Annotated in this window: 23 protein-coding genes; 11 read left to right on the top strand and 12 right to left on the bottom strand. The window is 68.3% G+C overall.

From position 1 onward, the window contains the following. Window positions 1–7: 7 nt before the first annotated feature. Window positions 8–1,327 (bottom strand): metal-dependent hydrolase family protein, encoded by a 1,320-nt coding sequence (locus OV208_RS28530; protein WP_267577070.1) that lies wholly within the window; start codon window positions 1,325–1,327, stop codon window positions 8–10. A 124-nt stretch (window positions 1,328–1,451) separates the two neighbouring features. Between OV208_RS28530 and OV208_RS28525 the strand changes: the two genes are divergently transcribed. From OV208_RS28525 to OV208_RS28500, 6 genes are all read left to right on the top strand, one after another. After that, on the top strand, window positions 1,452–2,543 hold the full coding sequence (locus tag OV208_RS28525; protein ID WP_267577069.1) for a hypothetical protein: 1,092 nt from the start codon (window positions 1,452–1,454) through the stop codon (window positions 2,541–2,543). A gap of 87 nt (window positions 2,544–2,630) precedes the next feature. Then, window positions 2,631–3,542 (top strand): AHH domain-containing protein, encoded by a 912-nt coding sequence (locus OV208_RS28520; RefSeq protein WP_267577068.1) that lies wholly within the window; start codon window positions 2,631–2,633, stop codon window positions 3,540–3,542. 21 nt (window positions 3,543–3,563) lie between these two features. Continuing rightward, window positions 3,564–4,148 carry an imm11 family protein gene (locus OV208_RS28515; RefSeq protein WP_267577067.1) on the top strand — a complete coding sequence of 195 codons (585 nt, stop codon included), beginning with the start codon at window positions 3,564–3,566 and terminating at the stop codon, window positions 4,146–4,148. 17 nt (window positions 4,149–4,165) lie between these two features. Then, entirely contained in the window at window positions 4,166–4,966 is an 801-nt protein-coding gene (locus tag OV208_RS28510; protein ID WP_267577066.1) for an Imm49 family immunity protein, read from the top strand. After that, on the top strand, window positions 4,963–6,075 hold the full coding sequence (locus OV208_RS28505) for a hypothetical protein (protein WP_267577065.1): 1,113 nt from the start codon (window positions 4,963–4,965) through the stop codon (window positions 6,073–6,075). The genes OV208_RS28510 and OV208_RS28505 overlap by 4 nt, the downstream gene beginning before the upstream one ends. 80 nt (window positions 6,076–6,155) lie before the next feature. Further along, a complete protein-coding gene (locus OV208_RS28500; protein ID WP_267577064.1) occupies window positions 6,156–6,707 on the top strand; it encodes a glutathione peroxidase in 552 nt (183 codons plus the stop codon). Between the two features lie 13 nt (window positions 6,708–6,720). Here the strand turns inward: OV208_RS28500 and OV208_RS28495 are convergent, their stop codons facing one another. From OV208_RS28495 to OV208_RS28485, 3 genes are all read right to left on the bottom strand, one after another. Further along, window positions 6,721–7,854, bottom strand: a complete 1,134-nt coding sequence (locus tag OV208_RS28495) for a hypothetical protein (RefSeq protein WP_267577063.1) — start codon at window positions 7,852–7,854, stop codon at window positions 6,721–6,723. 67 nt (window positions 7,855–7,921) lie between these two features. Then, window positions 7,922–9,583 (bottom strand): SMP-30/gluconolactonase/LRE family protein, encoded by a 1,662-nt coding sequence (locus OV208_RS28490; RefSeq protein WP_267577062.1) that lies wholly within the window; start codon window positions 9,581–9,583, stop codon window positions 7,922–7,924. Further along, window positions 9,580–11,394, bottom strand: a complete 1,815-nt coding sequence (locus OV208_RS28485) for a flavin-containing monooxygenase (RefSeq protein ID WP_267577061.1) — start codon at window positions 11,392–11,394, stop codon at window positions 9,580–9,582. Before OV208_RS28485 ends, OV208_RS28490 begins: the two co-directional genes overlap by 4 nt. A gap of 100 nt (window positions 11,395–11,494) precedes the next feature. On the opposite strand from OV208_RS28485, the gene OV208_RS28480 reads away from it, so the two are divergent. Then, window positions 11,495–12,076 (top strand): TetR/AcrR family transcriptional regulator, encoded by a 582-nt coding sequence (locus OV208_RS28480; protein WP_267577428.1) that lies wholly within the window; start codon window positions 11,495–11,497, stop codon window positions 12,074–12,076. A 19-nt stretch (window positions 12,077–12,095) separates the two neighbouring features. Here the strand turns inward: OV208_RS28480 and OV208_RS28475 are convergent, their stop codons facing one another. Both OV208_RS28475 and OV208_RS28470 read right to left on the bottom strand, forming a co-directional pair. Continuing rightward, entirely contained in the window at window positions 12,096–12,995 is a 900-nt protein-coding gene (locus tag OV208_RS28475; RefSeq protein WP_267577060.1) for a transporter, read from the bottom strand. Window positions 12,996–13,043: 48 nt separating this feature from the next. Next, on the bottom strand, window positions 13,044–13,850 hold the full coding sequence (locus OV208_RS28470) for an AraC family transcriptional regulator ligand-binding domain-containing protein (RefSeq protein ID WP_267577059.1): 807 nt from the start codon (window positions 13,848–13,850) through the stop codon (window positions 13,044–13,046). 250 nt (window positions 13,851–14,100) lie between these two features. On the opposite strand from OV208_RS28470, the gene OV208_RS28465 reads away from it, so the two are divergent. Continuing rightward, the gene (locus tag OV208_RS28465) at window positions 14,101–15,057 is read left to right on the top strand and encodes an alpha/beta fold hydrolase (protein ID WP_267577058.1); all 957 of its coding nucleotides are present in this window, start codon (window positions 14,101–14,103) and stop codon (window positions 15,055–15,057) included. 5 nt (window positions 15,058–15,062) lie between these two features. Continuing rightward, window positions 15,063–15,449 (top strand): hypothetical protein, encoded by a 387-nt coding sequence (locus OV208_RS28460; protein WP_267577057.1) that lies wholly within the window; start codon window positions 15,063–15,065, stop codon window positions 15,447–15,449. Window positions 15,450–16,018: 569 nt separating this feature from the next. Here OV208_RS28460 and dusA read toward each other — a convergent pair. From dusA to OV208_RS28440, 4 genes are all read right to left on the bottom strand, one after another. Continuing rightward, window positions 16,019–17,020, bottom strand: coding sequence for a tRNA dihydrouridine(20/20a) synthase DusA (gene dusA, locus OV208_RS28455; protein ID WP_267577056.1), 1,002 nt, complete (start codon window positions 17,018–17,020; stop codon window positions 16,019–16,021). Between the two features lie 104 nt (window positions 17,021–17,124). Continuing rightward, complete coding sequence (locus OV208_RS28450) at window positions 17,125–17,664, bottom strand: hypothetical protein (protein ID WP_267577055.1); 540 nt, start codon at window positions 17,662–17,664, stop codon at window positions 17,125–17,127. Between the two features lie 85 nt (window positions 17,665–17,749). Beyond that, complete coding sequence (locus OV208_RS28445) at window positions 17,750–18,721, bottom strand: squalene/phytoene synthase family protein (protein ID WP_267577054.1); 972 nt, start codon at window positions 18,719–18,721, stop codon at window positions 17,750–17,752. A gap of 205 nt (window positions 18,722–18,926) precedes the next feature. After that, window positions 18,927–20,636 carry a dipeptidase gene (locus OV208_RS28440; protein ID WP_267577053.1) on the bottom strand — a complete coding sequence of 570 codons (1,710 nt, stop codon included), beginning with the start codon at window positions 20,634–20,636 and terminating at the stop codon, window positions 18,927–18,929. A gap of 277 nt (window positions 20,637–20,913) precedes the next feature. Between OV208_RS28440 and OV208_RS28435 the strand changes: the two genes are divergently transcribed. Beyond that, complete coding sequence (locus tag OV208_RS28435) at window positions 20,914–21,075, top strand: hypothetical protein (protein WP_267577052.1); 162 nt, start codon at window positions 20,914–20,916, stop codon at window positions 21,073–21,075. A 15-nt stretch (window positions 21,076–21,090) separates the two neighbouring features. On the opposite strand, the gene acs is transcribed toward OV208_RS28435, so the two are convergent. Next, complete coding sequence (gene acs / locus OV208_RS28430) at window positions 21,091–23,043, bottom strand: acetate--CoA ligase (RefSeq protein ID WP_267577051.1); 1,953 nt, start codon at window positions 23,041–23,043, stop codon at window positions 21,091–21,093. A 61-nt stretch (window positions 23,044–23,104) separates the two neighbouring features. Further along, window positions 23,105–23,590 (bottom strand): hypothetical protein, encoded by a 486-nt coding sequence (locus OV208_RS28425; RefSeq protein WP_267577050.1) that lies wholly within the window; start codon window positions 23,588–23,590, stop codon window positions 23,105–23,107. Window positions 23,591–23,662: 72 nt separating this feature from the next. Here OV208_RS28425 and OV208_RS28420 point away from each other — a divergent pair, with 72 nt between their 5' ends. Further along, window positions 23,663–24,085: an NUDIX domain-containing protein gene (locus OV208_RS28420; protein ID WP_120539453.1), complete on the top strand. Its 423-nt coding sequence runs from the start codon at window positions 23,663–23,665 to the stop codon at window positions 24,083–24,085. Window positions 24,086–24,098: the final 13 nt, after the last annotated feature.

The raw sequence follows: 24,098 nt of genomic DNA, 5'->3' as shown, positions 1-24,098 counted from the left end.
CCGGGGCTCAGCGCGGAGCGGGGATGGAGGGCGCCGCTTCGTTGCGGTGGATGACGCCGTCCTTCATCACGAAGAAGACCTTCTCGGTGGCGCGGATGTCCTGGAGGGGATTGCCGGGAACGGCGACGACGTCCGCCACCTTCCCAGGCTCCAGCGTCCCCAGCCGGTCCGACACCCCGAGCAGCTCCGCCGCGTGCACCGTGGCGGTGCGCAGCGCTTCCGCGGGCGTCATGCCGAACGACACCAGCGCCGCGAACTCCTCCGCGTTGCGCCCGTGGGCGAACACGCCCGCGTCCGTGCCGAAGGCGATGCGCACCCCCATGGAAATCGCCTTGCGCAGCACCTGTTCGCGCCGCACGGCCACCGTCTGGAGCTTGACGACGGTCGCCGGCGGCAGCTTGCCCTGGGCCGCCAGCTCCTGGATGCCGTTGAAGGCGAACGCCGTGGGCACGTACCAGGTGCCCTTGCGCTTCATCAACTCCAGGCCCTCGTCGTCCATCAGGGTGCCGTGCTCGATGGAGTCCACGCCCGCGCGGATGGCGCGCTTCGCTCCTTCCGCGCCATGGGCATGCGCGGCCACCTTGCGCCGGCGCGAGTGGGCCTCGTCCACCACCGCGTCCAGTTCCGCCTGGGTGAACTGCGGCGCGTCCGCATCCGCGTTGAGGCTCATCACGCCCCCCGTGGCGCACACCTTGATGAGGTCGGCGCCGTACTTGAAGTTCTCGCGCACGCGGGCGCGCAGCGCGTCCGGCCCATCCGCCACGCCGGGGCTGGAGTCCTCGGCCAGCAGCCCCTTGCGCCACGAGTTGCCGTAGTCACAGTGCCCGCCAGTGGAGCTCACGCTGGAGGTCGCCGCGAGGATGCGCGGCCCCACCACGGTGCCGCGAGCGATGGAGTTGCGCAGTCCCACGTCGATGAAGTGCTCCGCGCCCAGGTTGCGCACCGTGGTGAAGCCCGCCATCAGCGTCGTGCGGGCCCAGGGCAACGCGTCCAGCGTGAGTTCGGGGATGGTGCGCTGGAAGCTGTCGACGACGTCCTTGCGCCAGTCCGGCCCGGGCGCGACGGTCAGGTGCGTGTGCGCGTCCATGAAGCCCGGCAGCAGCGTGGCGTCCCCCAACTCCACCACCGTCGCGCCTTCCGGCACGGGGGCCTTCGGTCCCACGCCCACCACCTTTCCCTCCGCCACCACCACCACGCCCGGGGTCACGACCTTCCCCGTCTTCGCGTCGAAGAGGCGCGCGGCCTTGAGGACCTGGGCGCGAGCGGGCTCGGCGGCAGGGGCGGACTGGGACAGCAGGAGGGTGCCAAGGAGAAGGACGTGTCGCATGGTGGTTCATTGAGACCGTCCTCCCCTTCGAGTCAAGGCCACCCATGCGGTCCGTGCGTCCGCACCCCCTCGTGGAGTCCTGCCTTCTGATAGCCTGGGGATTCAAGCCTCACCCCGGAGTTCCATGAAAACCCACCCCATCCTGCTCATGGCCCTGATCACAACGACCCCGGCGTGCGATGAAAAAGAGAAGCCCAAGGCGGACGGCAGCGCGGCGGCGTCAGCCCCGGCCGTGCCCCAGGTGGCTCCGAACGGGAAGCTCATCGCGCACAAGATGTTCGACGACAAGTTCCAGGAGATGGGGAACATGCCGCTGCCCGACAACTGGGTCCTGAACAATGGCAAGGCGGCCATGAGCGGTCCGGGCAACGTCAATGTCTACATGCTCCCGCTGAAGACATTCATGTATTCCAATGACCCGATGATGCAGGAATGGTCACGCAGGTCCGGCAACAAGATGCGGTTCTTCAACTCCATCGACGCTGTCATCCAGGAGGATCTGGCGCCGGTCGCGCAGCGGGATGGCGCGAAGCTGGTGAAGCAGTACGACGTTCCGCAGATCGCCGCCGCCAACAAGGGCTTCTCCGACCTGCTCTACAAGGTCGGCCCGATGCGGCAGCTCTTCCTCGCCCGGGTCACGGAGTGGACGGACAAGAAGGGCAATCCCTACATGATTGTCATGCACCTGAACGCGACGGACATGGGCAACATGGTCAATTGGAACTACTACTGTCACGCGCTGGATGCCCCTCCGGAGCGCTACGAGGAGAGCAAGAAGGTCGTCCTCAACGCCCTGTCCAACACCCGCTACAATCCCGAGTACGTCCAGGCCTACAACCAGAACGAAATGGCCAGGGAGCGCTCCAGTTGGGCGGCGCACAACCAGCGCATGCAGGCCAACAAGTCGGCCTTCGAAGCCCAGCAGCGGGCCTTCCATGAGAAGAACGACGCCATAAACACCCTGATCGCGTCCAATCATGCCGACCGCGACGCCGCCTCGGACCGCAACCACCACCGGTTCCTGAACTACATCAAGGACGAGGAGACGGTCCGGAGCCCCACCGACGGCAAGCGCCATCAGGTGCAGACGGGCGCGAAGCAGTACTGGATGAATGGCAACGGGCAATACGTGCCGGCGAACGACCCGAACTACGACCCGAACCGGGATCCCGCGCTCAACGGCCAGCAGTGGCACAAGACGACGATCGAGGAGTGAGAGGGATGGACGAGTCCGCCGTGGCGACCCGTTCACGCCCCGCACCCAGAGTGCTAGACTCCTGGCGACGCCCTGCCAGGAGGCTTCATGGGAGACGACGGACATCTCGCGGACGTTGAGCTCGAAGACCTGCACAAGCAGCATCGGCAGAAGAGCACGACCGAGGGCGGCGCATGCCTGACGGGGCACGAGGCCTCGTTCCGGAAGAAGCAGAACAAGGTCACCTGCAACTACCGCTATCAGGCCTACGAGCAGGCGGGGGCGGAGGCGAAGATCAAGGAGCGGCTCCACGACTACGCCAGCCGCACGACACCGGTGAAGACCTCGGTCTATGAAACGAACGCCGGGGGGTGGGCGCCCGCGTACTACGCCCTTGAATTGCCGGCGCCCGCACAGGGCGATTGGGACGTAGGTGGGCCGTCGAAGTCAGTCATGCGGAAGAGCATCCATGGACTGATGATAAAAATCCCTGCTGGGATGAACTTCTCGCAGGATACCTGGCCCTACTGGAACAATGCCCACCACCTCATCCCCAAGGGCCTCTTCAATACGCTCATCTCCGAGCAACTCAAAAATGTACCGAATGTGATGCGCAAGTCGTTGATGATGGCGAAGTACAACATCAACCACAAGCTCAACATGTTCATGCTTCCACAGGACAAGGAGGTCGCGCGAATCCTCGGCCTCACCAGACACATCCAACTCAAGCACGGGGGAGAGGGTGTCGATGAGATCTGCACCGATCACCCCGTCTACAACCGCCATGTGCGAAACACCTTGACTGGCATCATCAGGACCTACAAGTCGCTCTGCGACAAAGCCAAACAGGAGGGCCACGAGCTTCCAGAGACAGAACTGATCAAGAAGAAACTCGAAAACCTCTCTAAAAATCTGATGAACCAGATCATCGCCTGGGGCCAGAGTGAACCCGGCGCATCGCTAGACAAGCATGCAAACAAGCTTCAGCCTCAGGCCAAGAACAAGTCCGACACGCTCTAGAAACCTCCCGACGGAGCAGATGTGAAATATTATTTGCTCAAGACGCTCGAACAGACCCGACCGGAGTTCTGCGTCCTCCTCAACTTCCCCGAAGACATGGGCCTCAAGAGTTGGAAGCTCGGCGATGGCGTCGAACTCCAGGGGGACGAGTACCCCCAGGGTGCGAAGATCTTCATGTCGGACGAAGAGCCCGGTATCGAGATCCCGGACCTCATCCCCAATACCGTGCAACTGCTCATTGTCAGCAAGCGCTTGAGGGACGGGATGGAGGAGATCAACCGAGGGCCCGTGCAATACCTGCCGCTCTCCATCTACAATCACAAGAAGCGACTGGCCTCCAGTGACTACTTCATCGTCAACCCGCTGGGCACAGTGGATGTTCTGGACACCTCCGCCTCCGAAATTGAATACCTCGACGGGAAGGTCGTGCAGATCACGCACTACGTCCTGGACCCGAAGAAGATCGCCCAGGCACCGGACCTCTTCCGCCTCAAGGAGGAGCCTGAATCCTATGTCGTGAGCGAGCGCGTCCTGGATGCGTGGCGGAAGATCGTCCCGAAGCCCACCAACATCACGTTCTTCATCCTGGACGTCCCCGCCACCTGACCTCCCGAGGCGGCTTCATGCCCCCCACGTTCGCGCCACTCGCTGGAAAGAACGCTGCGGTGACGCTCGAGGAACTGCTCCCGCAGGTTCTCTCCGCGCCACCGCGCCAGCAGCACTACTTGAGGGTTTCGACCCTGTACCGGCGGATGGCCATCGCGGGCCTGCTGAGCACGGCGGATCCGAGCACCTTCTTCCCGAACCTCTTCAAGAGCGGACGCGCGTTCCTGCACTTCCTCCAGAGCGCACCCGACGCGGAGAAGCTGACCTCCAGGTCCGAACCCTTCTTTGACGCGATCGCCTGTCGCGATGACGCTGGCGCGGCGGAGCTGGCGAAGCACTCTCGAAAGACGCTCGCGAAGGGCAAGGAGTACGAGGAGGACTTCTTCTATGTCCGCTTCCTCATGGACCGGTTCTTCGTGGAAGCCTCCGAGGGGTCCGCCCAGCAGTGGCTGGATGCATGGGCCGCGCTGGCTCCGGATGACTTCCGTCTCGCGGTCTGCACGGCGCTGGACCGCCGCGACCCGCGCGCATTCGAGGTCGCCCTTGCGACCGCCATCGCGGAGCTCCAGGCGCGCACCGAAGCCATGCGTGCCCGGGACGCCTTGAGCGCCGACGACGCCGCGACGTTCGCCCATGTTTCCACGGAGGTCCTGGCCTGGCTGGAACTGGCGGTGCGCGCAGGGCTCTCCGTGGAGCGTGACTCGCCGCTGGCCCCCGGCCTCGCGAGGCAGTTCCAGGGGATGCGACTCCCCTCCCCTGACTCCTGGAAGGCCGTCGAAACCGCGCGGGCGTTCGAGAAGCCACAGGTGCGTCCATGAGGCAGGTGATCTCCTCCCTCGGGCTGGTGACCGCCGTCGGGTACGACGTCATCTCCTCCGCTGCGGCGTTGCGTGCGGGCATCGTCCGGGTCCGTCCCATCGCGGGGCCTACCGTCTACGGGGACGAAGAAGAGGCTCCACTCATGGGCTCACCGGCGTGGCCCCTGACCGAGGGGTTCATCCAGACCGCCGCATGGCTCCGGCTCGCCCAGGTCGCCGTGGAGGGCGTCATCCGGTTTGGCCAGCTTCCGCCGGCCGAGGACGCGTTCTGGGGCGAGACAGGCCTCGTGTGGGCCCTTCCGGAACTCGGAGAGCGGCGCTTCGGATGGCCCGAGCCTGAGACAGCCACGGCGCTCCAGCGCTCGTGCGGGGACCTGCTTCGCAAGCTCACGGGGCTTGCGCGAGGCGCGGTGGCCGACGAGTTCATCCTGGGGGGGCATGCGGCCACGGCTCTTGGACTCCAGCGCGCGTCGCGACTCCTGTCGGAGCGCCGGTGCGCCCGCGTGCTCCTCATCGCAGTGGATTCCTGGCTCGACGCCATCAGCCTCCAGTGGCTCTCCGATGACCGCCGACTGCATTCGGAAGAGCTTCCGACCGGGCTTCGGCCGGGTGAGGCCGCCGCATGTCTCCTGGTGGAGGATGAGTCGGCCGTCCAGCGCAGGAACGCGACCGTGGCCGCGCGACTCGCGGGCGTCGAAGTGGCCAGGCCCTCCACGGCGATCGATCCCGACGATGCTGTACGGTGGCGGACAGGAGCGGTGCCGGAGATGGCGGGCCACCTCGACGCCACGGTCCGCGCCGCCCTCGGACGCATGAAGACAGGCGCGACGTTCTCTGGAGACCTGGTGGTCGATTTGAACGGCGAGTCGTGGCGAGCCAACGCATGGGGACACGCGCGAGTGCGACTGACACCCGTCCTGGAGTCGATTCGCGAGGTGGTTCCGGCCACGTCGCTCGGGGATGTGGGGGCCGCGAGCGGAGCACTCGGCGTCTGCATCGCGGCAAGGTCGTGGGCGCGAGGCTACGCACTGACGAATCGCGCCCTGGTCTGCAGCACGTCCGACAGTGGAGTCGTGGGCACGATCGCCCTGGGGGCTCCAGGGCCCTGACCTCGCGACGCGATCTCCACGGGCGCCCGCTTCCCGGAGGCGCTAGGGTTGCGCCCCCTCTTTCACCCGCGAGCGAACGCATGGCCCACGACCTCTACGACATTCCCCTCACCGCCATCGACGGCACCGCGCGCAACCTTGGCCAGTTCAAGGGCAAGGTCCTGCTGGTGGTGAACGTCGCGTCCAAGTGCGGGCTCACCCCGCAGTACGAGGGCCTGGAGAAGCTCTACGAGCAGAAGCACGACCAGGGCCTGGAGGTGCTCGGCTTCCCCGCCAACGACTTCATGGGTCAGGAGCCGGGCAGCGAGAAGGAGATCCAGGAGTTCTGCACCCTGAAGTACGACGTGAAGTTCCCGCTGTTTTCGAAGATCGCCGTGGTCGGCGAGAAGAAGCACCCGCTCTACCAGGAGCTCACCCGCGCCCTCCCCGACGCCACCGGCGAAGGGCCCATGCGCGAGAACCTCAAGGGCTACGGCATCGTCGCCAACCCGAAGCCGGAAGTGCAGTGGAACTTCGAGAAGTTCCTCATCGGCCGGGATGGTCGCGTCGCGGCCCGCTTCGCCCCGGATGTGACGGCGGAGGATCCGCGCCTCGTCCAGGCCATCGACGCCGCGCTCGCGAAGCCGGCCTGACGCCAGGGCTGTTTCAGGGCGCGGGGATGAACCGCAGCTCCCCGGGGCGCGGGGCGCCTCCCAGGTATTTCAACCAGTCCCCGTACTCCGGATCATACGAGGCGCGTCGGAGGTAGACGTCTCCGAACGCCCCCGAGGTGGGCGACGCGCGCAGCCACAGATCCAACGCGCCGTCGTCTCCCATCCGCGCCACGCCGACGGTGCCCGATGACGGCGAGCCCGGCAGCGGGGGCAGAGGTTCGACCCCATCCTCGGGCGAGGTCTGGAGGTTCTGGATCTTCTCGCGCACCGAACCCAGCAGCCACGCGTCCATGTCCGGCAACGCGCGCAGCCGTGGCTCCTGCGCATCCAGCCGTCCGCTCAGCGCGGGAAGCACCTGGGTGCGGAGGGTCTCCACGGCGCGCGCGTCCCAGCCCAGGTAGCGGGTGCTGCTCTGGAGCGCCAGTCGCAGCCGGCCCAGGTCTTCCATGGACGCGAGGGCTTGAGGCCGGGCCAGCCAGGTTTCATAGAACGCGCGCAGGAACCACTCCTGGTCGTGCCTTATCACCGGCACCGCCTTGCTCCACTCAAACGCGGGAGCGAGTCCAACCTCCCCCAGCTTCCAGGTCTGGAAGCCCATCTGCTCATCGAAGAACTTCGAGAACTCCGCCCAGCGGGCTTCGACCCCGGGCCGGGACTCGATGAAGTCGCGGCAGCGGCGCATGTCCTCCGCGGAGGCGCGAGGATCCCGCGCCACCAGGTCGCACACCTTGTGCCGCGCCCCACCGTCGACCTCGGCACGGAGCGCGGCCAGCGCCGCCCGTACCTCCTGTTCGCGGTGGCGCGACGTCGACAACTCTCCGCCCGTGACCGCCAGGAAGGCCGCGCCCGCGCACACCACGAGCGCCACCAGGGGCAGCCCCATGCCCAGCGGCACCGCCTCCCAGGGACGGTCCGACAGGAAGCGCCGCCAGCCGACCCAGAGCGTGACGAAGGTGGGGAGGACCGCCAGGGCGAAGGCCAGCATGTTCAACGCCTGATGGAGCGGCGTGGCGTTGTGGCGGTACGCCTCGCTGCTGAAGGCCAGGGTGAAGAAGGCGCCAATCACCAGCGCCACGCCCAGGGCGAGTTCCCCCAGCAGACACACTCCCGCGAAGACAGCGCCCATCGGATGTTCCCCTCAACCCACGGACCCGGGCCCCATGCTCCCGGTCGCGTCGCCGCCCGATCCTATCTCAGGGCTCGGGGACGAAGCGGTAGAGGGCGCTCTCGATGTCGGACGTCAGGTAGACGGTGCCCGAGCGCCCCACGGCGACGCCCGTGGGCAGGTAGCCCGGCGGGAAGGGAGCGCTCTCGGGCAGACCGATGCGCAGCTTGCTCGCGACCACCGTCGACCTGCCCGTGGCTGGATCGATGCGCACCAACTGCTTGCGGCCCACCTCGGCGACGAAGAGCCCACCGTCCGGATGTCGGGCGATGCCCTCGGGGCCCTTGAGGCCCCTGGCCACCGTGCGTTTGGCGCCATCCGACAGCCGCACCCGGGTCACCTTCCCCGAGCGCACCTCGGTGACGTACACGCCGGGCTCCCTGGCGTCCGTATCGGCCGCGAGCCCCACCGGGCCCTCCAGCCCCTCGGCGAGCACCGTGGTGACCGCGGGCTCGGCCGTGTCCACTCGCACGAGCCGGCCCGTGGCGCCCTCGGCGAGGATGAGCGTGCCGTCGGCGAGCTCCACCACGCCCTGGACGCCGTGGGTGTTGGGCAGGGTCCGCAGGAGCTTTCCCGTGGCCCGCTCCAGCACCTGCACGCTGCTGTGGCCGCCCAGATAGGACGTGCTGCGCACCACGTGCTGCGCGCTCACGCTCACGTTCATGGGGAAGTTCGTCGGGGAGGAGAGCACCCGGTCCGTCTGGTGGATCTTCCCATCCAGGCCGCCCACATGGCGCAGGGCATACACATCCGCCACGTAGACCCGCTCGTCCGGATCATCCGGCGCCACGGCGATGCCCGAGGGCACGCTCAAGCGCGCCTCGACCAGCACCCGCACCGAGCCATCCGCGGGGTTGACCACGCGGATGTCGTTGTCGACCATGTTGGACACGTACACCTGGTCGTCGGGACCCACGGCCAGGTTGTCGAGTCCGGTGGGCAGCGTCGCGACGACCTCCTTGTCGCCCGAGGGCAGCCGCACCCGCACCAGCTCGCCCCGCGCCGCGTCGACCACGTAGAGGTTCTCGCGCCGCGCGTCGAAGTTGACGGCCGTTGGCATCGCGAACCCCTGGGCCACGGGCTCGATGCCGCCCGTGTCCACGTCGATGCGGGCGATCTGCCCCTTGAGCAGGAGGGGGCCGTAGAGCTTGTCGTCCGGGCCGAACTCGAAGCCGTTGAGGAAGCCGGGCCCGTCAATGACCTTGCGTGGCGGCTTCTTGCCGTTCGGGTCCACTTCCCACAGCACATCCGCCGCGCCGAGCTGGGTGGCGTAGAGCCGACCATCGCCACGGAAGGCCAGCGAGTTGAGGCCCGGCAGCCCCCGGGCGATGACGCGCGTCTTGCCATCCGGCGTGCGCCGCATCAGCTGGCCGGTGAAGTAGCCGGTCCAGTAGACCGAGCCGTCAGGCCCCAGGGTGACGTCATCCGCGCCGCCCAGCGGAGGCCCCACCAGGGTGCTCACCGCGCCCGTCTTCAGGTCCACGGAGTGCACCGTCTGGCCCAACAGGTTGCTGGCCAGCAGGTGGCCCTTGCCGTCGACGACGAGCCCGTGGACGCCCTGGAAGGGGGAGCCGGCCACCACCACCTCCTGGCGCCAGGTCCTGGGCGGAGCGGCCAGCACCGCGGCCCCGGCCAACACCAGACTGGCGGCCAGGGACCTGGAGAGGAATCGGAACATGGGAGCGCTCATGACGGGACCTCCGCCCCGCCGCGCGTGAGCTCCAGGCCCACGAGTTCCTCGCCCTTGCGCCATTCGCGCAGCACGTCGATGAACGCGAGCGTGTCGCCGCCGAAGGTGGCGAACTTCATCATCTCCGGGCCCGCCGTCACGCCCTCGTTGTTGTAGTAGCCCGGCGTGCACTCGGCCCCGCCAAAGGTGGCGCTCGTCTTGAGCCGGCCGAGGATGACGTCCCACCACTGCTGTTGCGCCTGCTCCGAGGGCTCGGACACCTCGACGCCCTGCTGCAAGCACCGCGCGATGATGTAGGCGGCGTGCTGTGATTGCTCGTCGAGGATGTGCACGAAGTTGATCGCCCAGCCGCTCTGGGTCGTGGTGAACAACATCAGGTTGGGGTAGCCGCGGCTGTGCATGCCGTGCAGCGTGGCCGGGCCCTGGGCCCAGGCATCACGCAGCGACCGGCCGCCCCTCCCCCGGATGTCGAAGCCCAGCTTCTGGGTGAACTCTCCCGCCACGTCGAAACCCGAGGCGTAGATGAGACAGTCGACCGGGTATTCCCTTCCGTTGACCACCACGCCGGTGGGCGTGATGCGCTCCACGCCCTTCCCCTCGGTGTCGACGAGCTGGACGTTGGGCCGGTTGAACGTCGGCAGGTATTCGTCGTGAAAGCAGGGCCGCTTGCACATCTGGTTGTAATAGGGCTTGAGCGCCTCGGCCGTCGCGGGATCCTTCACGAGGGCGCCCACGCGCGCGCGGAGCTCCTCCATCTTGCGGAAGTCAGACAGCTGCGCGAGCTCGGCGGCCTCCTCCGCCGAACGGGCCTGGGTGAGATCCAATCCCTGGAAGATGTAGGTCCAGCCGTCGTTGATCATGTCGACGGGCTGCTGGCGGCCGGAGACGATGGCGGAGAAGTTGCGGATGCGCTCCTGCTGCCAGCCCGGCTGGAGCGACTTCGCCCAGGCTTCGTCCGTCGGCTGGTTGGCTCGCACGCCGACCCCCGAGGGGGTGCGCTGAAAGACATACAGCTGCCGAGCCGTGGCGCCCAGGTGAGGAATGGCCTGCACCGACGTCGCGCCCGTGCCGATGATGCCCACGCGCTTGTCGCCCAGCTTCGTCATGGGGCTCGTCGGGCTGCCCCCCGTGTATGCGTAGTCCCAGCGACTCGTGTGGAAGCAGTGGCCCTGGAAGGTCTCGATGCCCGGGATGCCCGGCAGCTTCGCCTTGTGGAGGATGCCGCCCGCGATGATCACGAAGCGCGCCGCGATGAGGTCACCCCGGTCCGTCGTGACGTTCCAGCGACGGGTGCCCTCGTCCCAGTCCATCGTCCGCACCAGCGTCTGGAACAAGGCGGCCTTGTAGAGGTCGAAGTGCCGGCCGATGCGCTGGCAGTGGGCGAAGATCTCCGGCGCCTTCGCGTACTTCTCCTTGGGGATGTAGCCCGTCTCCTCGAGCAGCGGCAGGTAGATGTACGACTCCACGTCGCAGGCCGCGCCCGGGTAGCGGTTCCAGTACCAGGTGCCGCCGAAGTCGCTGCCCTTCTCGACGATGCGGAAGGACTCCACCCCCGCCTGACGCAGGCGAGCGCCCGCCAGCATGCCGCCAAAGCCACCGCCGACGATCAGCACGTCCGTCCGCTCGGTCAGCGCCGGACGGGTGAAGCCGGGCTCGACGTAGGGATCCTTGTCGAAGTCCGCGAAGACGCCCTGAAGGGGGCGGTACTGGGCATTGCCATCAGCGCGCAGCCGCTTTTCCCGTTCCTGCCGGTACTTCTCCTTCAACGCTTCCGGAGAGAAAGACAGCTCGCCCTTCGTCGTCGCAGTCATCCGCGCACGTCCCTTCGGCTGGGCGGCCGCGCACGATGTACACGGCCGTGTACATAGCTGGACATACCTGAATTCCTAGCATAGGTAAACAACCGTGGATATGCCGCCTCCGCCCGACCCCAGGTCCTCGACGCGTCAACGCGATGCCGAGCGCACGCGTGCCGCGCTCATCGATGCCGCCCGGACGCTGTTCTCCACGCGTGGCTTCGCCAGCACGGGGGTGCGCGACATCGCGGACCTTGCGGGGGTGAACTCCTCGCTCGTGGGCCGCTACTTCGGTTCGAAGCAGGGGCTGTACCGGGCGACGCTGGAGCAGGTGCTCGACATCACCCCCCTGTTGCAGGTGGAGCGTCAGCGCTTCGGTGAGGAGGTGGTGTCGCTCTTCTTCGGCGCGGAGGACGCTCCGGGGCCCCTGGCGATGTTGATCCTCTCGGCGACGGATCCCGAGGCATACGCGACGACGGTCGAACTGCTGTGGGAGAAGGCGCTGGAGCCGCTGGCGCGCTGGCTCGGCCCACCGGATGGCGAGGGGCGCGCGGCCCGGCTCAACATCCTCTGGAGCGGCTTTCTCATCAGCTGCCGGTTGATGCCCGGCTATCACCTGTCCGCGTCGGGCAACACCTCCACCCGCCGCTGGCTGGAGCAGGCCATCCAGGCGGTCGTCGACGAAGGCGGGAGCTGAAGGACGGCTGAGCGCGTTGTCAGCGGCGGCGGCGCTGCGCGGGCTTGGGAGGACGCAGGTCCGCCTTGCTCTTCGGCAGCTTCGGCCCCGAGGCGAGGTCGAACTCGTAGGTGGCGCCGAGCAGGAGGCGGAACTGGTAGATTTCACTCAGGCCCTCGGTGACTGCGATGCCCGCGACGGCCTCCAGCACCAGACCGGGGAACGCCTCGTGGCGCACGACCGGGAGGATCTCCACCTGGGTGGCGTTGTCGCGCCAGACCGGGGTGATGACGTCCTCGAAGTAGAGGCGGCCCACCACCTCCAGCCCGAGCATCGTGAACTTGTCGAGGTTGTAGGTGGCCGCCAGCGCGAGCTGGACCGCGTCCGGGACATCGAATTCGGGCAGGCTGCCCCGGTCTCGCGTGCCCTGGTGCAGGTAGCTGCCATTGAGCATGAAGCGCAGGTCCTTGGTCGCGCGCAGCTCGCCGATGAGGGTGCCCTCCCAGTCCCAGGTGCCGTCGGAGAGGCTCGGGAGGATGCCGTCCTCGTCGCTCGGCCCCGTGGGCAGCGTGACGCGCCCGTAGGCCGCCAGCGCCACCTTGCCGGACTCCAGGAACGTCCACTGGAGCCCGAGGGGAATGTCACCGAAGGCGACCTTGAAGTCGTCGTCCCCGGGGAGTCCCAGCGCCAGCAGCTCCACGTAGAGGTTGGCCTCCAGGTTGTCGACGATGCCGAAGCGCAGGCTCGGCGAGAGCTGCTGGTAGGGCTGCGATTCGTCGAGGTCGAGGGCGAAGAAGCCCTGATAGCGCAGGCCCAGCTCCAGGTTGCCGCTCTTCGTGGTGGACGCGGTGCGCGTCACCATGGCGCGGTAGGGCCGGGCCCACGCGCTGGATGCGCAAAGCAGACTGGCGAGGACGACGAGCGGCAGACGGGCGTTCATGGCGCGTGAAGCTAGTCGACGCACCCGTGACGGCGCACGCACGTCCGCTCAGGGTGTGGAAGTGCGCTGCTGCGCGAGGAGCCAGTCCCAGAACGCGGAGTTGTCGTACTGCTGGCTCCAGCAGTCGAGGTGGGTGCCGGGCAGCACGGTGAAGCGCGCCCTCGCGTTTCCGGAGGCCACCACACCGGGCTGCGACGTCCATGCGGGGCTGCTGCCCGCCGGGAACAGGTACGTCACCGTTGACGAGGACGCCGGCACCACAAGCTGCTGGCTCACCCCGTAGTTCTTCGTCACGCCCGTCAGCCAGGGCCGGTGCGCGACCAGCGGATGCGGCGCGGGATGACGGAAGGCGACTTCGACTGGATCGAAGTCGATGCCGCTCGCCAGGCGGATCACCTGGAGGATGCTTGCGATGGAGTTCTCCTTCATCACGCGCATGCCCAGGCCAGGCTCGCTGGCGCGGATGAATTCGAGCCGGAGCCCCTCGTGCACTTCCGACACCTGGATGCGCGCGGTGTCGGCCAGCAGCGCGTAGTAGCGCACCGCCTGGTGGATGCCCTCGCGGACGCTGGCGGAGGTGATGGCCGCGAAGCCGACCAACCCGAGTTCTCCCGGGGAGATCATCTCCGCGAACTGGATGGGCACCGAAGCGTCCGCGAGCGTGCGGACCACGTGCTCCCAGAACTGTAACGCAGGGCCGAAGGAGAGCCGCGCGTCCGGATCCGCCAGGGTGACACGGTCGGTCTGCATCAGCCGCAGCACATCGCGCTCCCCGAAACCACGGGCGAGCGCGAAGCCCAGCATCTGGTTTCCCAGCGCCGTGCCATAGGTGCCGCGCAGGAGGGCTTCATTCATGCCGGGAGCGAAAAAGACTCCCAGACAGCCTGCGCCGGCTCAAGGCACCGGCACGCGCGCGATGCCCTGGCCGTGAAGCGTTCCCAGGTAGAGCCACGACGCGTGGGGCACGGCGTTGCTCAAGGGGAACAAACCGCCGGTGGCGGTTTCACTGTCACCGGGAAGACGATCTTCTGGTGGTCGGCACGGTGGCCGGGACATCGGAGTCATTCACGGGCACACCTGCGGCTCCAGGAAGGGAGCGAACACCATGGCTGGGATTACACACCGCACCGTCGAGACCCACGGCATCCACCTGCATCTGGCCGAGGCGGGCGAAGGCCCCCTCGTCCTGCTGCTCCACGGCTGGCCGGAGTCCTGGTACTCGTGGCGCCACCAGTTGCTGGCGCTCGCCGCGGCGGGCTACCACGCGGTCGCGCCCGACGTTCGCGGCTACGGGCAGAGTGACAAGCCTCGGGAGATCGAGGACTACAGCATGAAGCACCTGATGGCGGATTTCGTCGGGGTGCTCGACGCGCTGGGGGAGAAGACGGCGGTCGTGGTCGGCCACGACTGGGGCTCCGCGATGGCGTGGAACCTCGCCGCGCTCCACCCCGACCGCTTTCGCGCGGTGGTCGGCATGAGCGTCCCGCACATGGGCCGCACGCCGCTGCCGCCCACGCAGCTCTTCAAGCATGCCTTCGGCGAGAAGTGGTTCTACATCCTGTACTTCCAGGAGCCCGGAGTCGCAGAGGCGGAGCTCGAAGCGGACATCCCGAAGACGGTGCGGACCATCCTCGCCGGCGTCCCCGGCTTCGATACGAAGTCCGCCGCCGTCCAGGGCAGGAAGCAGGGCGACGGGTTCCTCACGGGGCTGGCCGCGCCTGAAACGCTGCCGGGCTGGCTCAAGGAGGAGGACGTCGCGTACTTCGCGAAGGAGCTCCAGGGCAGCGGCTTCCGTGGCGGCCTCAATCGCTATCGCAACATGGACCGCGACTGGGCGGAGCTGCCCGAACTCGCCACGGCGAAGATTGAGCAGCCGGCCCTCTTCATCATCGGGGAGAAGGACCCGGGTCGCGCCTTCGCCCCTGTCGAGCCCATGAAGGCGCTGGTTCCCAACCTCCAGGACATCCTTGTCCTCCCGGGCGCGGGCCATTGGATCCAGCAGGAACGCGTCGCGGAGGTGAATGCCGCGCTGCTTTCCTTCCTGAAGTCCCTGCCCGCCTGAGCACCGTGCTGAAGGGGCTCGAACATGTCCGCTGGGCTCAGGAGCGCCAACCCTCCTGGAACCCGGCGGATGAAGTCCCCCAGGCGCTGCGAGCACTGGCGGCCGCGACCCCGGAAACGGCCGACGCGGTCTACTCGCGCGTCCTCTACGCGCTCGGGAACAACCACGCCGGGACCTACTTTCCCGTGGTCCTGGCGGTCGTGCCGTTCCTGGGCGAGTTCCTGCGCGAGGGCAGCGCAACGACACGCATCCAAACACTCGAAATCCTGAGCGACCTCATCGCATCATTCGAACCGAAGCAGGGTTTCGAACTGGTGGAACTCGCTACTGGACGAGCAAGGTTTATGGCGTCCGCACCCAGGCGCGTCTCAAAGATGGCCTTTCCAAGCTGAAGTGCCTGAAGGAGGCCTTCGCCCACCAACCGAGGCGCCCCATTCCCTAACGACCGCTCGCGGTTCTCGGTGGGACTCATGCTGCGCGTCGCGCGGTGGCGGCGCGCAGTACCAGGCTGGGAGTGGCCCGCGCATTCCGGGCCTCCAAGTATGTATCCCCCCTCCGCTCGCACCCAGGCAGTGGTCATCCCGGCCGCTCAGCCGAGGCGACAACTTCCCTGACACAGGGGGCAACTGGCCCGGACGCTCGTGAAAATGGCAAGGCACGTCGACCCAGCGATGCTCCTCAAGCACCCTCGCGGGCCGAAACCACGGACGAAGAAAGGCTACGCCCCGGGGAGCGAGGTGCGCCGGCAGGTCGCGACATCACGCGTCCTCGCTGCCGGCACCGTCGATTACGTCAAGCAAGAGGTTTAAAGGGATGCCCTTTAGCGCTCGGCGGCTTCCGACCGTTCATCACGAACCGTGCGACGTGAAACAGACCCGGCTTGCCCTCGATACATTGGAGGCCGCGATTCACGCCACGAAAACAATGCGCCCCGCCAAAGACACACACCGGCTGGCGGATGTCAGGCCACGGCCTGGAGCGCCGCTTCGCGCGGCACCTTCGCGGCGGCGGCGAGCACCACCTCTGGGCCCGCGCCATCCTGGTGGGCGTTCTCGCTCAGGTGCCGGCGCCACGCGCGCGCGCCCGGCAGGCCCTGGAAGAGGCCCAGCATGTGCCGGGTGATGGCGCCCAGCGGCGCGCCCTGGCTCCGCTGCGCTTCGATGTACGGCATCATCGCGTCCACCACCTCATGCCGCGTGGGAGGCGCCTGCGTGCCTCCGAAGAAGCGCCGGTCCGCTTCCGCCAGCAGGTAGGGCGACTCGTAGGGGGCCCGGCCCATCATCACGCCGTCCACGCGGGGCAGGTGTTCGGCCGCCGCGTCCAGCGTCTTCACCCCGCCGTTGAGGCTGATGTCCAGGTGCGGGAACTCCTGCTTCAGCCGGTACACCAGGTCGTATCTCAGCGGCGGCACGTCCCGGTTCTCCTTGGGACTCAGGCCCTTCAGCCACGCCTTGCGCGCATGCACGATGAAGCGCGTGCAGCCTGCCTGGGACACACGCCGCACGAAGTCCTCCAGCGTCGTCCACTCCTCCAGGTCGTCGATGGCGATGCGCGACTTCACCGTCACCGGGATGCGCACCGCCTCCCGCATCGCCGCCACGCCCCGGGCCACCAGGTCCGGCTCCGCCATCAGGCACGCGCCGAAACGGCCGGACTGCACGCGGTCGCTGGGGCACCCCACGTTGAGGTTGATCTCGTCGTAGCCCCACTCCTCGCCGATGCGCGCGGAGGCCGCCAGATCCTCCGGCTCCGAGCCTCCCAGTTGGAGGGCGACGGGGTGCTCGGCTGGCGTGAAGCCCAGCAGGCGGTCGCGCTTGCCGTGCAGCACCGCGCCCGTGGTCACCATCTCCGTGTAGAGCAGGGTGTGGCGCGTGATTTGACGGAAGAAGTACCGGCAGTGCCGGTCCGTCCAGTCCATCATCGGCGCGACACACAGCGGCATGGGATAGGCCAGGGCAGTCATCCCCCCTTCCCTATCCGAAAAGCCCGCCGTCCGCCCAGAGGCCTCCCGGAGGGCCCCCCCAAACCCCTCCGGAAGCAGGCAGCCACGCGGGCCACCCGGGTCACTCAAGCCGCGGCGCTGAGCACCACGCCCTGCTCCGCCAGCCACGCGTCCACCAGACGCTGGCCCGCGTCCGTCAACGTGAAGCCCAGCCCGGCCCACTGCTGGCCGTTGAGCATCACCACCTGCCCCAGCGCCCGCCCGAACGCGGACTCCGGCGCCACCCGCTTGAGCAGCGCGCCCGCGTAGTGGTGCAGGAACAGGTCGAAGTTCTTCGCGAAGTCCGGGTGCCCCGGAATCGAATCACTGCGCGTGTCCGCCGCCACGTCGTAGCCCCGGATGAAGCCGCCAAAGCCCAGCACCTCCACCAGGAACGCGTGCATCCGCGCCTGCCCCCGCACCCGACCCGGCAACCACCGCTCCGGCCCCGTCGCCGTCTGGAACGTCCACAGCCCACGCTGACGCGTGGCGGCGAAGGGCAGCCCCCCCGAATCCTGGCCGTCCCGCGCCGCCCGCAGCATACGGCGCTGCACCCGGGCGGGCGCCGCGTCCGGACGCGCGGGGAAGTACACGATGACCGCCGGGGACGAGCGGGCGCAGTTCATGGGGGACGCACTCCAGAGGGGGGAAACACCTGCATTGGAATTATCCGATGCAGGCGCCTGGAAGTTGCGGCCTTCCCAACGCTTTTCAGGGGCTGCCGGGCACGGGGCCGGCGAGCGCTTCCACGGACTCGGGGAGCATGCCCCGGTCCAGCGAGGCCTGGAGCGCGTCCATCTGGGCGTGCACCACGGCGCGGGACACCTTGGCGCCGGCGCCGTCGCGGATCAGCAGCTCCAGCGTGGCCTGCGCCAGCAACAGGGGCAGCGTGGTGAAGGCGAGCACGTCCCGGGGGGCGCCCGCGCCGTAGAGGGCCCTCACGTAGCGGGCCGCCGCGACCAGGTCCTCGCCCGCCAGCCGCTCCACGTCCTGGAGCTCCACGTTCGCGGGCAGGAGCGCGCGGCCTTCCTGCCGGTCCTGCCGCACGTCCTTGAGGATGTTGACCAGTTGCAGCCCTTCGCCGAACAGCGGGGCCAGCGCGCGCAGGTTCGGCGAATAGGGCGCGAGACGCGGATCCAGGACGAACAGGTCCGTGAGCAGCTCCCCCACGAGTCCCGCCACGATGTAGCAATAGTCACGCAGCGACTGGAGCGAGTGCAGCGTCAGCAGGCCCTCGGTGGTGGCGCCCGCGAGCACGTCACGCATGCCCCGCACCGTCTTCAGCACGAAGTGGCGCAGGATGGCGCCGGCCTCCGTGCGCAGCGCGTCCAGGCTCGCCAGCAGCGCGGGGGTGCGCTCCAACAGCTCCAGGTAGCCCGCGTTCTCCGTCGGACGGCGCGACAGCCAGCCACTCACCAGGGCCCCCACGTCCGCCGCCGGGTCCTCATGGAGCAGCGATTCGAAGCCGGCCAGGGCCTCGCGCCGCTCCTCGCGCGACCAGGGGGCGGCGTCCTCCAGCGTGTCGGCGACGCGCAGCAGCAGGTAGCCCAGGCCGACCTCGCGGCGCAGGGGCTCCTCCAGCAACGGGATGGCGAGCGCGAACGTGCGGCTGGTGCGTACGAGGAAGTCCGCCAGCTCGTCGTCCCGAAGCGGAGGGGCTGTCACCAGGGAAGCGTCACTCAAGGAACCGTCCTTCGCGAAGGGGCGCGCTTCCGCCCGGGCCCGTGACTGCCACAAGCCACGCGTGGACACACGCGTGAACGTGAAGGACCCGCGCGGCTTCGCACCGCGCGGGTCGGGGGCGGACGCCGCGTCACAGCCGCGACCCGCGGACCGGAGCGGGACACCGGGCGGGGGCTCCCGGTGTGCCTCGCCCCGAGGGGCAACCTCAGGGGGCCGGAGCGACGGTGGGCTTCGGGGTCGCCGGAGCCGCGGCGGGGGCCGGCGTCGGAGCCGCGGGGGCCTGGGGCTTCGGCTCGGGCTTCTCGCGCGACTCCAGGCGGGCGCCGTTGTCCGCGGCGATGCGGCGGTACCACGCGTCCTGGTAGCGGGGGTGGTTCACCTTGCCCGTCGCGTCGCGCACGTTGCCGTCGATGTACTTCACGAGCAGCTGCTCGCCCAGCTTGCGCCAGCGCGCGTGCACCTTGTCGCCCTGCTGGAGCGAGTACTCGGTGAGGTACTGGCGGGCCTGCTCGGGCGTGCGCTTGTAGAGCGTCTGCGCGATGCTCTCCACGTTGGCCTGATCCGCGAGGAACTGGCCCTCCAGTTCGCCCTGGGCCTTCTGCACGTCCACGATCATGTCGCTCCAGCGCCCGTAGGCCTGGTTCGACACCCAGTTGAAGACCCAGAAGGACGAATCCCAGGAGAAGTCGCCTCGGCTGGCCACGCCCTGGGAGAAGTTCTTCGGCACCTGCCGGATGCCCGCGTACATGGGCGTGTAGACGGTGGTGAACGTGTCATCCACGCCGAACCAGAGCACGCCGCCGATGGCGTCCGGCAGCGAGCCGCGCATCTGCGCGACGAAGGAGAAGCCCGTCTGCTGCGTGGAGATGGCGCGCTCGTGGACGTAGTTCTTGCCGTCCACGTCCCACGTCATCGGGCGCCAGCGGTAGGGCGCCGCGTAGGGGCCCGCGCCCACGTCCTTGGACATGTCCAGCGCGGTGCCTTCGAAGTGGTCGCGCATGAGCGCCATCGCGTCCTGCACGGACACCTTCTTGTCCGGCTTCACCCACAGGGGCAGGCGCTTGTTCAGGTCCGCGCCATCCGCGTACTCCAGGCCCAGCTTCAGGGACGGGGCCGCGCGGCGGAAGATGCTCCACACGCGCCCTTCGCCGAAGCGCTGCCCGCCGAAGTCCAGCGGGTGGTACGTGTCCGCGAAGCTGAAGTCCTTGTCCGCGCCCGTGTACCAGCCCTTCGCGCGCGCGAAGGTGATGACGTCCGGCGAGTACAGCGTGGTGGCGGGGTCACCCAGCGGGAACTGGCGGATGCGCGCCTGGTTGGCGTGCGCGGAGATGACGCCGTCGGGGAGCTTGCGGGCCACCCACACCGCGCCCTTCTGGCCGGCTCCCTTGCCAATCATCTCCAGGAGCCACGCCTCCTTCGGGTCGGCGATGGAGAACGTCTCACCCGTGGAGGCGTAGCCGTATTCGGCGACCAGGTCCGTCATCACCTGGATGGCCTCGCGCGCCGTCTTCGCGCGCTCCAGCGCCACGTAGATGAGCGAGCCGTAGTCGATGAGGCCCGAGGGCCCCTCCAGCTCCTTGCGGCCCGTGAAGGTGGACTCGCTGATGGAGAGCTGGTGCTCGTTCATGTTGCCCACCACGGAGTACGTGGCGGGCAGTTCCTTGATGCGCCCCAGGAACTTGCCGGTGTCCCATTCGACGATGTCGCGCTGTGCCCCGGCCGCGTGGCGGCGCGCGGGCGTGTGGTACAGCTCACCGTACAGTTCGTGCGAGTCCGCCGAATAGGTGATGAACGTGGAGCCGTCCGTCGTGGCGCCCTTGGTCACCAGCATGCTGGTGCAGGCATCCGCGACAGGGGCGACCAGCACCGCCGTCAGGGGCAGCGCGGTGAACAGGGTCGAGGAGAATCGGTTCATGGGGGCGCAATCTAGCAGGACTGCCGCCCGCTGCCCGCCCAGGCAGGTTGCCCGACCGCGAAGCACCCGGGCCCTCGCCGTCCGAGTGGGGCCTCCCGGACTCTGAAAGGTCGGCGGAGGCCAGCTCGCCGCCCTGCGGCATGCACAGGGGCAATGGGCGCGTCGCTCCGAGCTACTTCCTGCCCGACCGCCTCTCGTGGCACCCACGGGACGGGGACGCTAGGGTTGCCTTTTCCGGTCCCTGCGCACCCGTTGCCACGGACCCCTGGAGGAAGCCTTGACGGAGATCGTGGTGGGCCTGGTCGTGTTCTTCGTCCTCACGGTCGTCCTGGGCCCCGCCCTGTGGAGCTCCCGCATCTGGTGGAGCAAGGAAGACCGGGAGAACGTGAAGGACAAGCACGGCCGCCCCCGCAAGGGCGCGGAGGACGGCCGTCCCTGAGCAGCGCGCGCGGGCCTACTCGTCGTTCTGACTGAGCGCGGCCAGGACGTTGAGGTCCTCCAGCGTGGTGGTGTCCTGCGTGGACTTCCTGCCCGCGGCCACGTCGCGCAACAGCCGGCGCATGATCTTCCCCGAGCGCGTCTTGGGGAGCCCTTCGGCGAAGCGGATGTCATCCGGCCGGGCGATGGCGCCAATCTCCTTGCCCACGTGCGTGGCCAGCTCCTTCTTGAGCGCGTCCGACGGGGCGTTGCCCTGCTTGAGCGTCACGAAGGCGACCAGCGCGGTGCCCTTCAGGTCGTCCGGGCGTCCCACCACGGCGGCCTCCGACACCTTCGGGTGCGACACGAGCGCGCTCTCCACCTCCGCGGTGCCCAGGCGGTGGCCGGCCACGTTCACCACGTCGTCCACGCGGCCCATCAGCCAGATGTAGCCGTCCGGATCCGTGCGCGCGCCGTCGCCGGTGAAGTACATGCCGGGCAGTTCGCTGAAGTACGTGCTCACGTACCGCTCCGGGTCCCCGTAGACGGTGCGCAGCATGGATGGCCAGGGCTTCGTCACGAACAGCAGACCGCCCTGCCCCTTCGGCACCCGCTTGCCATCGCGGTCCAATATCTCCGCGTGGATGCCGGGCAGCGGGAAGGTAGCGGAGCCGGGCTTGGTGGGCGTGGCGCCGGGCAGCGGGGAGATCATGATGCTGCCCGTCTCCGTCTGCCACCACGTGTCCACGATGGGGCAGCGGCCGCCGCCGATGACGTCGCGGTACCACATCCACGCTTCGGGGTTGATGGGTTCGCCCACGCTGCCCAGCAGGCGCAGCGAGGACAGGTCGTGCTGCTTCACCGGCCCGTCACCCAGGCGCATGAAGGCGCGGATGGCGGTGGGCGCGGTGTAGAGGATGGTGGCCTTGTAGCGCTCGATGATGTCCCAGAAGCGGTCCGGCCCCGGCTGCGTGGGCGCGCCCTCGTAGAGCACCGTGGTGATGCCGTTCATCAGCGGGCCGTAGACGACGTACGTGTGGCCCGTCACCCAGCCCACGTCCGCGGTGCACCAGTAGATGTCGTCCTCGCGCAGGTCGAACACCCACCGCGTGGTGAGCGACGCGTTCATCGCGTAGCCCGCCGTGGTGTGCAGCACGCCCTTGGGCTTCCCGGTGGAGCCGGACGTGTAGAGGATGAACAGCGGGTGTTCGCTCTCCACCCACTCCGGCTCGCAGGTGTCCGACTGGGCCTTCACCAGCGCATCCCAGGCCAGGAACTTCGGTCCTTCGGGCAGCTTGCCGTCGCCGGTGCGCGTGAGGACGACGACCTTCTCGATGCTGGGGGCGTTCGGGAGCGCGGCCTCCACGTTCTTCATCAGCGGCACCACGGCGCCCTTGCGCCAGCCGCCGTCCGCGGTGAGCAGCACCTTCGCGCCCATGTCCTTCATGCGCTCCTGGAGCGCTTCCGCGGAGAAGCCGCCGAACACCACGGAGTGCACCGCGCCCACGCGCGCGCACGCCAGCATCGCGACGGCTGCTTCGGGCACCATGGGCAGGTAGATGCCCACGCGGTCGCCCTTCTTCACGCCCAGGGACTTGAGGCCGTTGGCCAGCCGGTTCACCTGCTTCGACAGCTCACCGTAGGTGACGCCGCGGCGGTCGCCGGGTTCCCCCTCGAAGAGGATGGCGGGCTTGTCCGAAAGCTTCGGCAGGTGCCGGTCCAGACAGTTGTAGGAGAGGTTGGTCCGGCCCTCGATGAACCAACGCGCGTGGGGCGGCTTCCACTCCAGCACCGTCTGGAAGGGCTCCTTCCAATAGAGCTCCTCGCGGGCACGGTCCCCCCAGTACTTCTGGGGGTCCTTCTCGGCCTCGTCCCACAGCCGCTGATAGTCCTGCATGCTGCGGATGTGGGCCCGCCGGGAGAAGTCCTCGGGCGGGGGGAAGACGCGGGACTCGGTCAGGACCGAGTCGATTGCCTGCGGGTCAGCCATGGGCGTCCCTCCATTGCGCGTGGGAACAGCCCTCCTGTTGTAGGGGCCCGGCCCCCGAGTCTCAAGGCGACTCTTCGCAGCGGGTGTTGCCCTGAACGCCTTCGAAGCGGACCCACAGCTCGCAGGTGCAGCTGGTGACGCCGTTGGAGTCGTAGGCGAGCCGCAGTTGACCATTGAACTGCGTCTGGCACTGCGTCGTGGCGTCCAGGTGCACGCGGACCTGATCGAGCAGGCACTCCTGACCGTTGGTCGTGGTGCTCACGTTGGCCACGCTGCCGTCGGCGGTGAACGCCTCCCCTTCCTCCAGGAAGTAGCCGAGCAGCTGCATGTTCTGCACGCCGAAGTCCGCGCGCACCACGCGACCGGAGATTTGGAGGGCGAGCTGGAAGTTGCTCACCACCTGCGGCAGCAGGCCGCAGTCGTCCCGCAGCACCTCCACGGGGGTCAGTTCGTATTCGCCCTCGTTCTGGCTGTACGGCAGGCAGCCCGCCAGCGAAGGGGCCGCGAGCGCGAAGACAGCGAAGCAGAGGCGTCGGAGGGTAGACACGGCACGCACCATCGCCCACGGGAGGCATCCGAAGCGGGCGCTCGGGTGGGGGCGAGGGTAGAGTGCGACGCCATGCCTGAATACCGCAACCCCAAACCCACCGTGGACTGCATCATCGAGTTGTCCGGCGAGCGCATCGTGCTCATCCGTCGTGCGAACCCGCCCGTGGGCTGGGCGCTGCCCGGCGGCTTCGTGGACGAGGGCGAGCCCCTGGACAAGGCGGCCATCCGCGAGGCGAAGGAGGAGACGGGGCTGGACGTGACGCTGGAGGAGCAGTTCTTCAGCTATTCGGATCCGAAGCGCGACCCGCGGCTGCACACCATCTCCACGGTGTTCATCGCGCAGGCGAAGGGTGAGCCGGTGGGCGCGGACGACGCGGCGGAGGCGAAGACCTTCACGCTGGACGCGCTGCCGAAGGACCTGTGCTTCGACCACGGCACCATCCTGTCCGACTACGTGACGTACAAGCGCACCGGGAAGCGCCGCAAGCTGTAGGCGCGGACGGCAC

It is taken from the genome of Corallococcus sp. bb12-1 (assembly GCF_026626765.1).
Taxonomy (GTDB): Bacteria; Myxococcota; Myxococcia; order Myxococcales; family Myxococcaceae; genus Corallococcus; species Corallococcus terminator.
Note: the sequence above shows the minus strand (reverse complement) of the source record. Positions and strands in the feature narration are given on the sequence as shown.

What these genes read in the sequence shown, in the direction of transcription:
- OV208_RS28530 (WP_267577070.1), bottom strand. Translation starts at nt 1,327, where the DNA reads ATGCGACACGTCCTTCTCCTTGGCACCCTCCTGCTGTCCCAGTCCGCC.
- OV208_RS28525 (WP_267577069.1), top strand. Translation starts at nt 1,452, where the DNA reads ATGAAAACCCACCCCATCCTGCTCATGGCCCTGATCACAACGACCCCG.
- OV208_RS28520 (WP_267577068.1), top strand. Translation starts at nt 2,631, where the DNA reads ATGGGAGACGACGGACATCTCGCGGACGTTGAGCTCGAAGACCTGCAC.
- OV208_RS28510 (WP_267577066.1), top strand. Translation starts at nt 4,166, where the DNA reads ATGCCCCCCACGTTCGCGCCACTCGCTGGAAAGAACGCTGCGGTGACG.
- OV208_RS28505 (WP_267577065.1), top strand. Translation starts at nt 4,963, where the DNA reads ATGAGGCAGGTGATCTCCTCCCTCGGGCTGGTGACCGCCGTCGGGTAC.
- OV208_RS28500 (WP_267577064.1), top strand. Translation starts at nt 6,156, where the DNA reads ATGGCCCACGACCTCTACGACATTCCCCTCACCGCCATCGACGGCACC.
- OV208_RS28495 (WP_267577063.1), bottom strand. Translation starts at nt 7,854, where the DNA reads ATGGGCGCTGTCTTCGCGGGAGTGTGTCTGCTGGGGGAACTCGCCCTG.
- OV208_RS28490 (WP_267577062.1), bottom strand. Translation starts at nt 9,583, where the DNA reads ATGAGCGCTCCCATGTTCCGATTCCTCTCCAGGTCCCTGGCCGCCAGT.
- OV208_RS28485 (WP_267577061.1), bottom strand. Translation starts at nt 11,394, where the DNA reads ATGACTGCGACGACGAAGGGCGAGCTGTCTTTCTCTCCGGAAGCGTTG.
- OV208_RS28480 (WP_267577428.1), top strand. Translation starts at nt 11,495, where the DNA reads ATGCCGCCTCCGCCCGACCCCAGGTCCTCGACGCGTCAACGCGATGCC.
- OV208_RS28475 (WP_267577060.1), bottom strand. Translation starts at nt 12,995, where the DNA reads ATGAACGCCCGTCTGCCGCTCGTCGTCCTCGCCAGTCTGCTTTGCGCA.
- OV208_RS28470 (WP_267577059.1), bottom strand. Translation starts at nt 13,850, where the DNA reads ATGAATGAAGCCCTCCTGCGCGGCACCTATGGCACGGCGCTGGGAAAC.
- OV208_RS28465 (WP_267577058.1), top strand. Translation starts at nt 14,101, where the DNA reads ATGGCTGGGATTACACACCGCACCGTCGAGACCCACGGCATCCACCTG.
- dusA (WP_267577056.1), bottom strand. Translation starts at nt 17,020, where the DNA reads ATGACTGCCCTGGCCTATCCCATGCCGCTGTGTGTCGCGCCGATGATG.
- OV208_RS28450 (WP_267577055.1), bottom strand. Translation starts at nt 17,664, where the DNA reads ATGAACTGCGCCCGCTCGTCCCCGGCGGTCATCGTGTACTTCCCCGCG.
- OV208_RS28440 (WP_267577053.1), bottom strand. Translation starts at nt 20,636, where the DNA reads ATGAACCGATTCTCCTCGACCCTGTTCACCGCGCTGCCCCTGACGGCG.
- acs (WP_267577051.1), bottom strand. Translation starts at nt 23,043, where the DNA reads ATGGCTGACCCGCAGGCAATCGACTCGGTCCTGACCGAGTCCCGCGTC.
- OV208_RS28420 (WP_120539453.1), top strand. Translation starts at nt 23,663, where the DNA reads ATGCCTGAATACCGCAACCCCAAACCCACCGTGGACTGCATCATCGAG.